At 55.4% G+C, this 15,357-nt stretch carries 8 protein-coding genes and 1 pseudogene; 7 read left to right on the top strand and 2 right to left on the bottom strand.

Annotated features, from left to right (window positions below):
- Positions 1–2 precede the first annotated feature (2 nt).
- The 5 genes and pseudogenes from VB741_RS02085 to VB741_RS02065 all read left to right on the top strand — a co-directional run.
- Positions 3–417: pseudogene (locus VB741_RS02085) on the top strand (CHAT domain-containing protein); the annotation flags it as partial.
- A gap of 213 nt (positions 418–630) precedes the next feature.
- Complete coding sequence (locus tag VB741_RS02080) at positions 631–4,050, top strand: CHAT domain-containing protein (protein ID WP_323363480.1); 3,420 nt, start codon at positions 631–633, stop codon at positions 4,048–4,050.
- A 96-nt stretch (positions 4,051–4,146) separates the two neighbouring features.
- The gene (locus VB741_RS02075) at positions 4,147–5,175 is read left to right on the top strand and encodes a trypsin-like serine peptidase (protein WP_323363479.1); all 1,029 of its coding nucleotides are present in this window, start codon (positions 4,147–4,149) and stop codon (positions 5,173–5,175) included.
- A gap of 186 nt (positions 5,176–5,361) precedes the next feature.
- Complete coding sequence (locus VB741_RS02070) at positions 5,362–5,985, top strand: hypothetical protein (protein ID WP_323363478.1); 624 nt, start codon at positions 5,362–5,364, stop codon at positions 5,983–5,985.
- Between the two features lie 99 nt (positions 5,986–6,084).
- A complete protein-coding gene (locus VB741_RS02065; protein ID WP_323363477.1) occupies positions 6,085–6,978 on the top strand; it encodes a hypothetical protein in 894 nt (297 codons plus the stop codon).
- Between the two features lie 79 nt (positions 6,979–7,057).
- On the opposite strand, the gene VB741_RS02060 is transcribed toward VB741_RS02065, so the two are convergent.
- Complete coding sequence (locus tag VB741_RS02060) at positions 7,058–8,233, bottom strand: GUN4 domain-containing protein (protein WP_323363476.1); 1,176 nt, start codon at positions 8,231–8,233, stop codon at positions 7,058–7,060.
- A 22-nt stretch (positions 8,234–8,255) separates the two neighbouring features.
- The gene (locus tag VB741_RS02055) at positions 8,256–11,324 is read right to left on the bottom strand and encodes an ankyrin repeat domain-containing protein (protein ID WP_323363475.1); all 3,069 of its coding nucleotides are present in this window, start codon (positions 11,322–11,324) and stop codon (positions 8,256–8,258) included.
- Between the two features lie 430 nt (positions 11,325–11,754).
- Here VB741_RS02055 and VB741_RS02050 point away from each other — a divergent pair, with 430 nt between their 5' ends.
- A complete protein-coding gene (locus VB741_RS02050) occupies positions 11,755–14,688 on the top strand; it encodes a CHAT domain-containing tetratricopeptide repeat protein (protein ID WP_323363474.1) in 2,934 nt (977 codons plus the stop codon).
- 199 nt (positions 14,689–14,887) lie between these two features.
- On the top strand, positions 14,888–15,357 hold a 470-nt coding region (locus tag VB741_RS02045), incomplete at its 3' end, for a leucine-rich repeat domain-containing protein (RefSeq protein WP_323363473.1).

The raw sequence follows: 15,357 nt of genomic DNA, 5'->3' as shown, positions 1-15,357 counted from the left end.
TTATCAATCCAGTCAATCCCCAACTTTCGGGGAGGGGGTGCTATCCCTGGTGGATGAACAGGGCAACCGCCGCGATGATGGCTTGCTGCAGTTCACGATATCTTTAACCTGAAACTATCGGCGGAGTGGGTGGTGCTAAGCGCCTGTCAGACCGGACGCGGTGAACAGATCAGAGGTGAGGGCATCATCGGCCTATCCAGAGGATTTATGTATGCCGGTGCGGAACGGGTGGCGGTGTCGTTGTGGAATGTGAATGACGAAGCCACAGCCAACCTAATGACTGAGTTCTATCGCTATTTACTGGAAGAAAACCAATCCCCGGCGGCGGCCCTCAGAACTGCCCAGCTTTCTATGTGGGAAAACGGGCAAAGTCCCTACTACTGGGCTGCCTTTACCCTGCAAGGCGAGTGGCGATAGGGATCGTGAGTCAGGCGGATTGTCTGTTTCAACCTGGGTAATCTGACTGTTGGCTCCCTCAAGCGCTGTATGAGTATGAAGCCATCAGTGGAATCAAATCGTGATTAGTCGTTCAAATTTCGTGCATTGGGTAGGAATGAACCATATATGCTGTCAAAACGGCAGATTCTAGCGATAGGGTTAAATTTAGGACTGAGTACGGCTTTCTGGCTAATGCCTGTAGCAGAACTCACTGCGCTGGCTACGGACGGCGATATTGTCCTTGGGCAGCAGGCTGACTTGGCTGAAGCCAATCGGCTGTATCAGGAGGGCGATCGCCTATACCAGGAAGGTAGTGAAGCATCGCTGCGTCAGGCAATCGAACGATGGCAGCAGGCGCTATCCCTCTGGCAAAGCGTTAACGCCCAGCACGAGATGGCTGTTGTCCTCAATGATATTGGTGCAGCTTACTATTCCCTGGGCGACTGGGAAACGGCATTGGCTTATTATCAACAAGCACTGCCGCTGCGGCGAGCCACAGGCAATCAGGCGGGAGAAGCAACTACCCTCAATGGCATAGGGTTAACCTACAGTGCTTTGGGTGACCATGAAACTGCGCTGGCTTATTATCAACAAGCGCTGCCGCTGCGGCGGGCCGTAGGCGATCGCGCGGGTGAGTCCGTTACCCTCAATAACATTGGCCTGATCTACTTTCAGCAGAAAGCGCAAGAAACCGCCCTGGACTATTACCAGCAAGCCCTATCCTTGAGTCAGGCTGTGGGTTATCAAGAGCAAGAAGCTGCAACCCTCAACAACATTGGAGCCGTCTACCAGGCATTGGGTGAGCAAGAAACTGCATTGGAATATTTCCGACAATCTTTACCGTTGCGGCAAGTTGTGGGAGATCGCCCTGGTGAAGCCGTTACCCTCAGTAACATAGCCGCTTCCTATCAGGCAATCAGCCAGTGGGATATTGCGCTAGCCCATCAGCAGCAGGCGCTGCAACTCTATCAAATGTTAGGTAATCGGCAGCAGGAAGCCATGACCCTGAACAGGATCGGCAGTATTTACAATGACCTAGGGGAACAGAACAGTGCTTTGACCCATTACCAACAGGCATTGGCATTGTGGCAGGCGATGGGCGACACGGCCAGTGAAGCCATTGCCCTGAACAATATTGGGGCGGTCTACAACGAGATCGGTGAAGGGAAAACTGCCCTGGACTATTTACAACAGGCACTGGCCCTGCGACAAACCGTAGGCGATCGCGCAGGCGAAGCCGTTACGTTGACGGTTATGGGGTTGGTCTATAATGACTCAGGCGAGTCACAAGCGGCGCTGAATTATTACCAAGAGGCCCTGGTGATACACCGTGAAATTGGAGATCAGTTTAAAGAAGGGGTGACCCTTAACAATATTGGATCTGCTTACGATTCCCTGGGGGAGCGACAAACTGCGCTAGATCACTATCAACAGGCATTGTCCCTGCTTCAAGCAATCAACAATCGTCGAGAAGTTTCTGTCACCCTTAATAATATTGGACTCCTGTATGATTCTTTAGGTGATCCAGAAACCGCTCTGGATTATTATCAACGCTCTTTATCCTTGAGCCGGGCGGTAGGACACCGCGCCTTAGAGGCGACAACGTTGACCAACCTGGGCTCTGTCTACGAGACCCTGGGCGAGATCGCAACAGCACTGGAACATTATCAACAGGCGTTGCCTCTGAGTCGAGCCGTGGGCGATCGCAGGAGTGAGGCCTCTATTCTGACCAATACTGGACGAGCATACGGTAGGTTAGGTAATTGGACTGCCGCTTTAGACTACTATCAACAGGCCCTGCCGCTCCGACGAGCAGTAGGTGATCGGGCAGGTGAGGCGGTTACCCTCAACAATATTGGCGCTGTCTACTATAGCTTGGGTAAGCCAGAATCAGCCCTGGAACACTATCAACAGGCATTGCCCCTGAGCCAGGCCGTGGGCGATCGCCCTCAGGAAGCGAATGCCTTAAGCAATCTGGCGCACCTTTATCAAACTCAGGGGCAACTTGACGATGCCCTTGAAACTATCAATGATGCCATTACCTTGATTGAAGACCTGCGCCTCGATATCAGCCCCGGCGAACTCCGCTCTAGCTACTTTGCCACCGTACAGAATTATTACCAACTGAAAACTCATATTCTGATGCAGTTGGGGCGACCGGAAGCAGCCTTTGAAACCAGTGAAGCCTCACGGGCCAGGGTCCTGCTCGAATTGCTCAGCGAGGCCAATGTGGATATTCGTCAGGGGGTTGACCCAACGCTGCTGGCCCAGGAACAGTCTCTGAAAACCGAGCTACAACAGATCGAAAGTCGTCGCATTGCCCTGCGCAGTGGCGACTACACCCAGACTGAAGCCGCCGCTATCGACCGGGAAAGCGAGACCGTCTTACAACAACTTGAAAATACCCTAGCAGAGATCCGCCGAGCCAGCCCTGCCTATGCCGACACCGTGCAGCCTCGTCCGCTCACCTTAGACCAGATTCAACAACAGGTGCTTGATGATGACACCGTGCTACTACAGTACGCCCTCGGTGAAGACCAAAGCTACCTGTGGATAGTCGGTCCAGAACAATTTCAAAGTGTTGTCCTGCCCGGTCGAGAAGAGATTAATACCGCTGCCAGCACCTTTCGCAATGCCCTGGCCAATCCTGGCCCGGTGGGTCTGGTGAGACGCCCTGCTCAAACCCTGACGGCGATGATTCTGCCGGAACTTCCTGCCTGGGCCGAGGGAAAACGTCTGCTGGTGGCTGGGGATGGCATCCTCTCAGAAATACCCTTCGCCGCCCTGGCAGTTCCCGGCGCAGAGCAGTATGAGCCACTGCTCAGTGAACATGAAATTCTCAGTCAGCCTTCAATTTCTGCGGTTTCTGTTCTGCGACACCAGTTGGGCAACCGCCCTGAACAACCCTTATCGGTGGCAGTGCTGGCCGACCCCGTTTACCAGCCCACTGATGAACGCCTCAAGCAGGCGAGTAACACTGACTTGCCCAGGGAAGCGGAGCGGAACTTGCGGGATATGAACCTGCAAGCGATTCTGCCATTGCCCTTTACCCGCACCGAAGCCGACGGCATTCTGCAACTGGCTCAGCAACGCAACCTCCGTTCTCTCGCCGCCTTTGACTTTGAGGCCAACTACGACTGGGTAACCGATCCAAAACTGGGCGACTATGGGGTGGTGCATCTGGCGACCCATGGCTTTATCAATCCGGTGAACCCCCAGCTTTCGGGGGTGGTGCTATCCCTGGTGGATGAACAGGGCAACCGCCGCGATGATGGCTTTCTGCGGCTACACGATATCTTTAACCTGAAACTATCGGCGGAGTTGGTGGTGCTAAGCGCATGTCAGACTGGGCGCGGGGAACAGGTCAGTGGCGAGGGCATTATCGGTCTATCCAGAGGATTTATGTATGCCGGTGCGGAACGGGTCGCCGTTTCATTGTGGAATGTGAATGACGAAGCCACAGCTAACCTGATGACCGAGTTCTATCGCTATTTACTCGAAGAAAACCAGTCTCCGGCAGCGGCTCTGAGAGCCGCCCAGCTTGACATGTGGGAAGCGGGCCAAAGCCCCTACTACTGGGCTGCTTTTACTCTGCAAGGGGAGTGGCGATAGCAGCTCGTATCCATTTTTGATACCGGGCAAAAGGGGTCTTCTACCAAAGTCAAACTGTCGAATAATCCCTTCAAATTACCCTCTAAAAAGACTGTTATGCTGAATCGATTCATCCGTAAAAAATTTATCGCGCTGCTGCTGGTGACACTGTTGACAATTCTTCTGGGATTCAATGTGCCTGCGATGGCTCAAGTCCCTGACGGACCAGGCATGATTGACCTGGCGTTTGATGCTGAGACCGACGGTGCCACAATGCTGCCCGAAGACATTACCCAAAGCGATGCCCCCTACGATGACAGTCGGGTGGTGATCGGTGCAGATGAGCGGCTACCCGTTCTCTCGCGGGAATTTCCCTGGGTAGCCATGGGACGGTTAGAGTGGCAAATCCAGGGTGAAGCCACCTCCACCTGTACGGCCACCCTGATTGCCCCAGCAGCGATTTTAACCAATTCCCATTGCCTGATTTTGGCCCTACAAGATGAATCCGGTGAACTGGTGGATACCTTTATCGAACCGGCTGACTACTCTGGTTTGATCCAGGGAAACGCTGCGATCGGTCTGAAGCTAATATTTAAACCCGGATTAATTGACGGGGTCTCATTAGACGAAACCGAGATTATTGCCTATCAGACGGGCTGGTCCACCGGCCATGAACTGCCCAAAGATGATTGGGCCGTCTTGAGCCTGGCAGCCCCCCTGGGTGATTACTACGGCTATATGGGCTGGCGGGACCTGAACTTTGAAGACCCAGCCGTGATTGACTCAACCTTCGAAAGCATTAATCTGTTGGGCTATGCGGGCGACTTCCCGACGGAGACTCTCCAGGAGTGGGGCCAACCCACGGAGACCGCTGGGGTTGATCAGACCTGTAGCATTTTGGGGGTATGGCCCGCTGGCGATGAGCTAGAAGAAACCCTGATCCACGATTGCGATACCAATCCGGGGGCATCCGGGGGACCGATTTTCGCTCTCTTTAGTGATGGTAACTATTATCTGGTGGGTCTCCATGCTCGCAGCACCCCTTTGTATGAAACAGTAACGCTGCCCAATGGGGTGGATACAGATATTGTTAACGGTGGGGTTCCTGTGTATCGCTGGCAGTCAGCTGCCTTTATGGCCCGCTAATCCTCCTTCAGGAGTGAGTCAGTGGCAAATCAGTCAGGGATCTTCCTAATCCTTAACCAGGAAAGCTCCTAAGCAGGAAGGTCCCTCCCCTGTCAGTTCGGTCACGTCAACTGTTTTTAGAAAGACACCATGATAACAACGACAACGCCAGGAAATGTTGGCTTCGGGATACGGCTTCTGCTTGCCATGATACTCACTGGTGGGCTTGCGATCGCAACCACCGCCTGCACCCAAGCAACACTGCCGGCATCCCCATCGCATACCGCCTCAAATCCAGTCCCTACGCCGGACGATGCTCTCACTCCAGGTGCGCCTGAGCCAGCGGCAGATCCTGAAGTTCCATCAGAACCCCTCTTCAGCGAAGCCACAACAGCCGATGCCCCTAAGCAACAAGTCCCCTTTCCAGGAGAGATAGAGTTCTCCGAAAGTGAACTATCCCTAGGGGGTATCCGTCCCGGTGATGATGAGGCAACCGTTCTGGCCGAGCTCGATTTTCTCGGCCAACCCAATCACATTGTCGAAGATCCGGTCGAGCGTAGGTTTGAGTACACCGACTTCACCGTTTACTTTTACGACGGCAGGGTGATTGAAATCTACAGCACCAACTCGATCCACTGTACTCCCAGTGGCGTCTGCCCCAATATGAAGTTTGAGCGTGCCCGTGCCAGATACGGTGACCCTGTTGTGGTTGATCGAGAAGATGGGCAATACCTGGAGTATTACCCGTCTGAAGCCGGTAGCTGCTGGCTGAAAATCGATGTTGATGATGAAGACAAAATGGCTTCCTTGACAATCGAATGCCAGCCTTGATCAGTTCAATGACAAGGCAACCTGAACCAGCCCAGCCTGCTGACTCAGATTTTCTCCTGCTCTATTATCCTTTCGCACTTAACCGAATTCTTGGCTATTATGACACCCAACATTTTTTCCCTACGTGCCCGTACGCTGCTACTAACCACAGCCTTGACTCTGACTCTCTACAGCTGTGGTAAACCCGCTGCCACGGCTGAAACCCAAGCCAGCGCTGCAACCAATCCGGTCGCTGCCAGTGAGCGAGTAGCGGCCTCCGATGATGAAACCGCTGCCCCAGCGGAGTCTCCCCACGCCAACGACACTCTCACCACCACCGCCCGACCCAACGATGGCCCCAGTCAGACCAAGCAAAACACTACAGGCCGCCGCATTACCGATGGCTACTACGCGATGGGCGGCACCGGTCAGGGGCTAGAGGTACGCGGCGATCAATACCGCTACTACGACGAAGGCGGAGAGCATGAATGGCAACCCACTAGCCAGCTCACTGCCATCAACCCTGGCCATGTGTTTGACGGGGAAAACTACTGGTGCCACAGTGACAACGTACCCGAGGGGGGCGGCATCTGTACGGCCAATGGCTGGCAAGCTCACAGCAGCGTTGGTAAACTCTCGTCTGATGAACTCTCCCTGGGCGGTGTGGAATCCGGTGCTAGGGAAGCCGAAGTGATTGCAGCCCTGGGCCAACCCGATCAGATCGATCGAACCAGTCCCTTTTCTGCTCGATTCACCTACCGGGGTCTGTCCGTTAGTTTTTATGAAGATGCGGCGCTCAACCTCCGCAGTGTCAGCTCCAGCTACTGCACACCCTCGGGCATTTGCCCTGGTATGGACGTCTCTGAAGTAGAACGGATCTACGGGGCACCCCTGGTAGACCCCCGAGCAGATGCGGACTATTGGCAGTACACAAACACGGAAGTCGCCTGCACGATGGAGCTGGAGGTGACCAATGAGACTGTGGATGCGATCGCAATCATCTGCCAAATATAGTGAGATCGCGCCATCCATCCGTTGCAGCTGCCGTCTAGCCTCAACGAATTGACCGTTCTTGAGGCTGGATCGCTGAATTTTATCCCCTGATCTGCGAGTTAAAACCGCAACTCTGGTCGAGATGCCACCGCCATCTTTCGTCGTAGCCCGAGCCGTAGGTTGAGAAACTATAGCCCATGTAGTACGGGTAATGCCCCTTGGGAACTTGCTCAGGTGACACCGCATCATAGGCCGATTGATAGGGACTCTCAAATCTATCGGGCGGGCGTTCTGGCCAGCCCACTGCCTGATAAAAGACCAGCATTTGTTCTCGGCTGAGCGGGTGGTTCTCGGCAGGCAAGAGTTTCAAGTCTCCTAAGATTTCGGCCTGAGCGGTGAGGCCAAAGTGCCCTCGGGAATAGTCCATCCATAGACTGTCGATGGCGGTCAGTAGATAGCAGGGAATCAGTTGATGGCCATCGGTGCCGCCAAATTCGGCCCAGTGGGCCTGACGATAGTGATCGAACAAAATCCGCGTGATGTTGTCGGCGGCAATCCAGCGGTGCTGGGCCAGGGCTTGCTCTAGCTCGGTCAGGTGCTGAGGTAGGCCTACGCCACCCCAGTCGGCGGTCTCTCCCCAACGTTCGGTGGCGGCTTTGAGGCGGCAGGGGTCGGCGCTCGGGGTGCGATCGCAAGTGGCATAGTAATCCTCTCGCAGCAGGGTAACCATCGCGGGTGCCTGACAGGCTTGTAACCGCTGGCCGAGGGTGGCGACACCGCCCCAAACCGCACCGCTGACCCCGTTACCCGTGGTCGCAGGCAAATGACCCACCGGAGCATCGGTCGCAAAGGTCAGCATCTCATAGGAGCGCCACTGGGGAGTCGACAACTCGCGCCAGCCCACCCGTTCGCCAAAGGCAATCGCCATCGCTGGAGCATAGTCCCCCCCGCCTACGGCCCGCCAGATCTGTTGCTGACGACTCCAGCCGAACCGACCCTGGCTATGCACCGTCCAAAGGCGATCGATGGTTAGTAGGGTGGAGCAGTCCAGCGCCACAACATCCGCTTCAGCCAGCCAGCCTTCCTGAACGCGATCGCTACCCCTTAGCAGCAGTTGCAGGGTCAGCGCATCTGCGGCTTGCCAGTTTTGCGCCTGGAGCTGCTCTGTTAATGGCTTGTAGTCAGCCCCGGCGACAAACCAAGGCCCTTGACAGGCAGACAGACAGCCCACCACCAGTAGCCCCAGGCCAATTGCTTGTCTTCCGTGGATCATCATCCTGCGCTACCCACATCTACATCTATTGGGGAGACCAGATTTGTACGCTATAGCCCTGAGTCACAAGCCAGCGGTTGTCGGGGCTAAAGTGCGCGGTGAGGCTTCCTTCCAACACGGTCAACCGTTCACCGTCGCTGGTACGGCGAATATCCACTACAGCGGGAGAACCGAACGAGTCCCACAGGAACGGCTCTGCCGAGTCCTGCAGGAACGGCACCGCAAAGGTTTGACCGTCGGGGCTAAGGGTAATCGGCTGTGAGAGGAAAATGGCATGCTGTCTGTCCACCGTGGCAATGGAGAGGGTGCGATCGCGTTCGTAGGTCTGCAAATTCCAGTACGTCACCGACTGCTGGTGGTTGCGCACTAGCAGGCTCTGTCCATCCTGGGTAAAGGCCAGAGCCCCTACCGGGTCAGGGCTTTGCAGGGTAATCACCCGAGCCCCAGTCTCCGCGTTCCACAGCTTGACGCTGTGATCGGTGTCGAGGGTGGCAAAATAGCGGCTGTCGGGGCTAAAGGCCATACTATGGGCCAGGGACAAGGCGTCGTAGGCAATATCGGTTTGATCCGTGATTTGAGTGGTGACTTTAATCAGCCGACCATCGGTACCCCAGAGCTGAATTGTGCGTCCGGTGGACACGGCCAGTTGTCTACCGTTAGGACTGATCAGCAGTGCCTGTACCGAGCCGGGGTTGACTTCCCCCGCAGACAGCCGCAGGGTCTGGTAAAGCTGACCGCTGGGCGACCAGATTTTGACCGTGCCATCTGCGCCGCCAGTATAAACATAGGCACCATCGCGGCTAAATGCGATCGCCTTCACCTCGCCCCGATGGGCGTCCCACTGCTGGATGAGCGCACCCCGGTCTGTGTCCCAGATTGCCAGCTCACCACTGTCTAACCCGGCCCACAGGGTTTGACCGTTAGGGCTAAAGGCCAGTGTCTCGGCCCGCAGTCTGGCCGGTTCCAACAGGGTAATGCGGCGAGTGCCAGTCGTCAGGTTCCACAGCGCCAAAGCGGCCTGATAATCGGCTACGTCTGTGGTCGCGCTCACGGCCAGCAGTTGACTGTCGGGGCTAATCGCAATTGTGTGGGGCCATATACCCTCAGACGACTGAGCGCCTGGGAATAGCGCCGCCAGGTCAAGGGTGAATCGCACTTGGGGCGATTGCCAGGAAGAGTCGGCGGGCGCATTCATCGCTGTTGCCACCGCAGCCATCAGCTCGGGAATGCGGCCATAAAACCGACCATCGCGCAGGTGCATGGCATCAATCGTGCAGCTACCGCAGTGTTCGCCAGGACCAGGCACGGCCAAATCCTGCACCACTGCATCTGAGACCCCGGCCCAGGGCAAATGTCCCTCGGGAGCCTGCAAGCTATAGGTGAGCTCCGACTCGTTGCGCCAATCGCTGCTGATAAAGTCAGTTTCCTGACGGAGAGCCGGAATTTTCCAGCCGATGCGATCGCGAAAATCATTCACCGCTGCATAGCGATCGTCGGGATGGGCGGCCTGGGCCGCCTGCCACAGCCGCAACTGTACACTCAGGCCAAAGTGCCCGTCACTGGCCTCCAGCCAGGCCTGGTCAATGGCGCGAATCAGAACTGCTGGGGTGACAAATGGAGCCGCATCCGCAGATGGACTGGACACCGAATAGGGATCTAACAGTCGCCGTGTCTCGCGGTCTGCTGCCGCCCAGTCCTGCGCCTGGAGAAGTTGTTGCAGGGTCGCAAGGGTCCCGCCTGTTACGGCCGTTAGTGGCACCTCTGCCCTGTTGCTCTCCGTTACTAACTCAGCGGCTTGTATTAGTGGCACCTCTGCCCTGCTGCGCTCTGTTACTACCTCAGCGGCTTGTATGAGTGGCACCTCTGCCCTGTTGCGCTCCGTTACTGCCTCAGCGGCTTGGAGCTGATTGACAATCTCGGTTTTGTCCAGCCGTTGAGCGATGTCCAGCGCGGTCTCACCGTTGTTGTCGCGCACGGCCAGCAGCGCCTCGCTTCCCGGCTGGCTCAAGAACAGTTCCGTCAGTTCAATGCCCCAAAAGCTGTTTTCTTCGATGGCCGCCTGGTGCAGCGCCGTGCGACCCTGGTGATCTTGCCGGGTGAGGTCGGCCCCCGCCGCTACCAGCTGCCGTGCCACCTCAATATTGACCTCAAATAAGGGTGTTCGACCCTGGCGGTCTTGAGCATTAACATCTGCACCGCGCTCAATCAGTATCTGGGTCAACTCAGGGTTAAACCGATGGCGATGCAGCGGTGTTTCCCCCTGTTGGTTCGTCAGATTAACATCCACACCCCCGTCTAACAGGGCCGTCAACACTGTGGGGTTCAGACTGGTGGAATGAATCGGCGCACCCTGGTCATTTTGCAGGGTGAGGTCGGCCCCCGCCTCAATCAGCACCATCGCCACAGCAGGAAGCGTGACCGCATAGTGCAGCGGCGTGTAGTTCTGATCGTTACGGGCGTTGATGTCGGCACCGCTAGCTAGCAACAGTTCTACCGTTTCTGCGGTGGCCCTGTGCAGGGGCGTAAACTGTTCCTGATTGCGGGCATTGATATCAGCGCCCTGATCCAACAATAGCTGCATCACTGGGCGAGACTTTTCTCCATATAGGTTATGCAGGGGCGTATCGCCGCTGTTGTTTGTGGCATTGACGTTAGCGCCGTTGTCGATCAGCAGCTGCGCCACGGTCTCAAACTGACTGGCATAGTGTAGCGGGGTATTACCGTTGCCGTCTTGTCCATTGACATCAGCCCCCTGGGCAACAGCCGCCTGAATCAGAAGGGTCTGACTCTCCAGGCTTTGGCTGGCAATCAAGAAGTTGAGGGGCTGCCAACGTTCACCATAAACGTTGCAGGGTTGGTCGAGTCCCCCTTGTGCGATCGCATCTCGAAAATCATCGTCATTAGCGGGGACGCTGTCAGCGTCAAGAAACGGTCCCTGGCCTTCTATCAGTTGGCAGAAGGCTGAAGGGCTAGCGTCAGCAGGGGTAGACTGCGCCCACAGCGGCAGCGTTGTGATAACAGTACCGACCGTAGCCAGCAAGCTAGCAACATAGGCTTTGAGCCGAACTGACCCTAAAAAATTTGAAGGTAACATTGGCATAAAGGATGGACCGATCATGCTCGATGAGATGATGGGTTAAGTAGGAGAATCAGGTTTTGCTACACTACATGTCCAATATCTGAAAATCCTGACGGATAGGGCCACTTTTTAACCTGCCTGGCAGCTCTCCGCCCCAGATCGCACAAACTGCCCCCAACTCAGATAATCCACCAGTTGATTCAATTGGCAATTGGTAACTGGCTTTAGGGAACTGGCCAGGTCAGACTACCTGCTTCAAAAAATGGGTAGTCTGACTGTTGGCCCCTTTAAGCTCTGTATAAGTATGGACAGTTAGGGGCCTCAGATTATTTTCAGTCGTTCAACTTCAAGCATAGGTAGGAATAAACCATATATGCTGTCAAAACGGCAGATTCTGACGATAGGGCTAAGTTCGAGTCTGGGTGTGGCTTTCTGGCTAACACCCTTGGCAAGTCTCGCCGCACTAGCTATGGGCGAAGATACCTTAGTCGCACAGCAGGGCGATCTGGCTAGCGCCGCTCGACTATATGAGGAAGGTGTGCGCCTTTACCTGGAAGGGAGTGAAACCTCACTACGTCAAGCCATAGATATTTGGCAGCAAGCATTAGTTCTGTGGCAACAAATGGGGGCTCAGAAGGAGGCTGCCATCACCCTCAACAACATCGGCCTGATTTACGATATCTTTGGCGAACGCGACACTGCGCTGGAGTACTACCAGCAGGCCCTACAGTTAAGCCGTGCTGCTGGTGACCAACAACAAGAAGCAACAACCCTGCACAATCTGGGGCTGGTCTATGACGATTTGGGTGAACGCGAAACTGCCCTTGACTACTACCAGCAGGCACTGCAACTGCGGCGAATCGTAGGCGATCGGGCGGGCGAGGCGGTTACGCTCAACAATATAGGCCGCCTTTATAGTGCTCTGGGCGAACGTCAAACCGCGCTGGACTACTACCAACAGTCCCTGACCCTGAGTCAGGCCGAGGGCGATCGCACGGGTGAAGCCAGGACCCTCAGCAACATTGGCACAATTTACAACGACCTAGGCGAACGCCAAACAGCCCTAGCCTATTATCAGCAGGCCTTGCCCATCCGTCGAGAGGTGGGCGATCGGTCAGGCGAAGCCAATACGCTGGGCCATATTGGGTTAGTTTACTATTCGCTGGGTGAATGGGCCACCGCTCTGGACTACTACCAACAAGCATTGCCACTACAACGAGCAGTGGGCGATCGATTTGGTGAAGCCGACACCCTCAACAGCATTGGTGGCGTCTACGATATCCTGGGAGATTGGGAAACGGCCCTGGACTATTATCAGCAAGCCCTACCCATCAGACGAGCCGTCGGCGATCGCAACGGCGAAGCCGTGACTCTCACCAATCTTGGCACCGTTTACTACACGCTGAGCGATCAGGCAACCGCTTTAGACTACTATCAACAAGCCTTATCCTTGAGCCAGGCTTTGAAAGATCCCCAGCGACAAGCCACTGTGCTGAACAACATGGGAGCTGTTTACGATGATCTGGGTGAACTACAAACTTCCCTAGACTATTACCAACAAGCCCTGTCCCTCCAGCAAACCTTAGGTGATCGGGATGGCGAAGGCAACACCTTGAACAATCTTGGCTATGTTTATGCCTTGTTAGGGGAGTTAGAAACTGCCCTGGATTACTATCAGCAGGCATTGCCTCTACGCCGAGCCGTGGGCGATCGCGATGGTGCAGTGACTACGTTAGGCAACCTGGCATTGCTATACCAGGCCCAGGGGCAGCTCGACAAAGCCCTGACCGAAATCAATGCTGCCATTACTCTGATTGAAGATTTACGCCTGGCCGTTAGTCCGGGCGAACTGCGCTCTAGCTACTTTGCCACCGTGCAACGCTACTACCAGGTCAAAACCGAACTGTTGATGCAGTTGGGGCGACCTGAAGAGGCCTTTGAAACCAGTGAAGCCTCACGGGCCAGGGTACTGCTCGAACTGCTCAGCGAGGCCAATGTGGATATTCGTCAGGGGGTTGACCCAACGCTGCTGACCCAGGAACAGTCTCTGAAAACCGAGTTACAACAGATCGAAAGTCGTCGCACTGCCCTGCGCAGTGGCGACTACACCCAGCCTGAAGCCGCCGCTATTGATCGGGAAAGCGAGACCGTCTTACAACAACTTGAAAATACCCTAGCAGAGATCCGCCGAGCCAGCCCTGCCTATGCCGACACCGTGCAGCCGCGTCCGCTCACCTTAGACCAGATTCAACAACAGGTGCTTGATGATGACACCGTGCTGCTACAGTACGCCCTCGGTGAAGACCAAAGCTACCTGTGGATAGTCGGTCCAGAACAATTTCAAAGCGTTGTCCTGCCCGGTCGAGAAGAGATTAATACGGCTGCCAGCACCTTTCGCAATGCCCTGGCCAATCCTGGCCCGGTGGGTCTGGTGAGACGCCCGGCCCAGGCCCTGACGACGATGATTCTGCCAGAACTGCCCGCCTGGACCCAGGGTAAACGGTTGCTAGTAGCCGGGGATGGCATTCTCTCCGAAGTTCCCTTCGCGGCACTGGCGGTTCCAGGTGCAGAGCGGTATGAGCCATTGCTGAGCCAGTATGAAATCCTTAGTCAGCCTTCGATCTCGGCGGTCTCGGTGCTGCGTCAACAACTGGGCAACCGCCCTGAACAACCGCTGTCGGTGGCAGTGTTGGCCGACCCCGTTTACCAGCCCACTGATGAACGCCTCAAGCAGGCGAGTAACACTGACTTGCCCAGGGAAGCGGAGCGGAACCTGCGGGATATGAATCTGCAAGCGATTCAGCCATTGCCGTTTACCCGCACCGAAGCCGACGGCATTCTGCAACTAGCTCAGCAACGCAACCTCCGTTCTCTCGCCGCCTTTGACTTTGAGGCTAACTACGATTGGGTGACCGATCCAAAACTAGGCGACTATGGGGTGGTGCATCTGGCGACCCATGGCTTTATCAATCCGGTGAACCCCCAGCTTTCGGGAGTGGTGCTATCCCTGGTGGATGAACAGGGCAACCGCCGCGATGATGGCTTTCTGCGGTTGCACGATATCTTTAACCTGAAACTATCGGCGGAGTTGGTGGTGCTGAGTGCCTGCCAGACCGGGCGCGGTGAACAGGTCAGCGGGGAGGGCATTATCGGCCTATCTAGAGGATTTATGTATGCCGGTGCGGAACGGGTCGCTGTTTCGTTGTGGAATGTGAATGACGAAGCCACAGCTAACCTGATGACCGAGTTCTATCGCTATTTACTCGAAGAAAACCAGGCTCCGGCTGCGGCCCTGAGAACGGCCCAGCTTGACATGTGGGAAGCGGGCCAAAGCCCTTACTACTGGGCTGCTTTTACTCTGCAAGGGGAGTGGAGATAGCAGCTCATACGTGAATAGTGATTTAACCCAGTATTTCTTGAATGATGGGCACAAAGCTCCATTTTGAAGACCTGTTTGAAGATCTGTATCAAGAGTGCGTAGCATAGCGGGTTAATCGGTCAGAAACTTGCTAAAACTAAAAGGATTCACGCCTTTCTCCCTTAACCCCTTTCCCCTACTCCCTCTCCCCTGCCCCCCTATGACCCAAGATGAACTGCTAAAGCTCATTGACCAGGCCGCTACAGAAGGCTGGACAGAGCTAGATTTGGCTGGAGCAGATTTGACGGAGTTGTCACCGGAAATTGGGAGGCTGACTCAGCTTGAGACCCTGATACTGGCGAAGGAAGTTAAGGACAAATATTTGGGCAATGACCTGACTGAGCTACCAGCCGAAATTGGATTGCTTAAGAGCTTAAAATCACTTCACGTTTTCGGCAATTGGAGATACAAGTACAAGGATCTTTGGCCCGATGCTAGGCGAGGCAATCAACTGAGCCAGCTACCCCCTGAAATTGTCCAACTCACCAGTCTCACTCAGCTCTACCTCAGCGAGAACCAACTGAGCCAGCTACCCCCTGAAATTGTCCAACTCACCAGTCTCACTCAGCTCGACCTCAGCGAGAACCAACTGAGCCAGCTACCCCCTGAAATTGTCCAACTCACCAGTCT

This window comes from Leptothoe sp. PORK10 BA2 (assembly GCF_034932105.1).
Taxonomy (GTDB): domain Bacteria; phylum Cyanobacteriota; class Cyanobacteriia; order Phormidesmidales; family Phormidesmidaceae; genus Leptothoe.
This window is presented reverse-complemented; position numbering and strand designations above follow the sequence as displayed.

Coding starts and splice junctions, on each gene's coding strand:
- VB741_RS02080 (WP_323363480.1), top strand. CDS start 631: ATGCCTGTAGCAGAACTCACTGCGCTGGCTACGGACGGCGATATTGTC.
- VB741_RS02075 (WP_323363479.1), top strand. CDS start 4,147: ATGCTGAATCGATTCATCCGTAAAAAATTTATCGCGCTGCTGCTGGTG.
- VB741_RS02070 (WP_323363478.1), top strand. CDS start 5,362: ATGATACTCACTGGTGGGCTTGCGATCGCAACCACCGCCTGCACCCAA.
- VB741_RS02065 (WP_323363477.1), top strand. CDS start 6,085: ATGACACCCAACATTTTTTCCCTACGTGCCCGTACGCTGCTACTAACC.
- VB741_RS02060 (WP_323363476.1), bottom strand. CDS start 8,233: ATGATGATCCACGGAAGACAAGCAATTGGCCTGGGGCTACTGGTGGTG.
- VB741_RS02055 (WP_323363475.1), bottom strand. CDS start 11,324: ATGTTACCTTCAAATTTTTTAGGGTCAGTTCGGCTCAAAGCCTATGTT.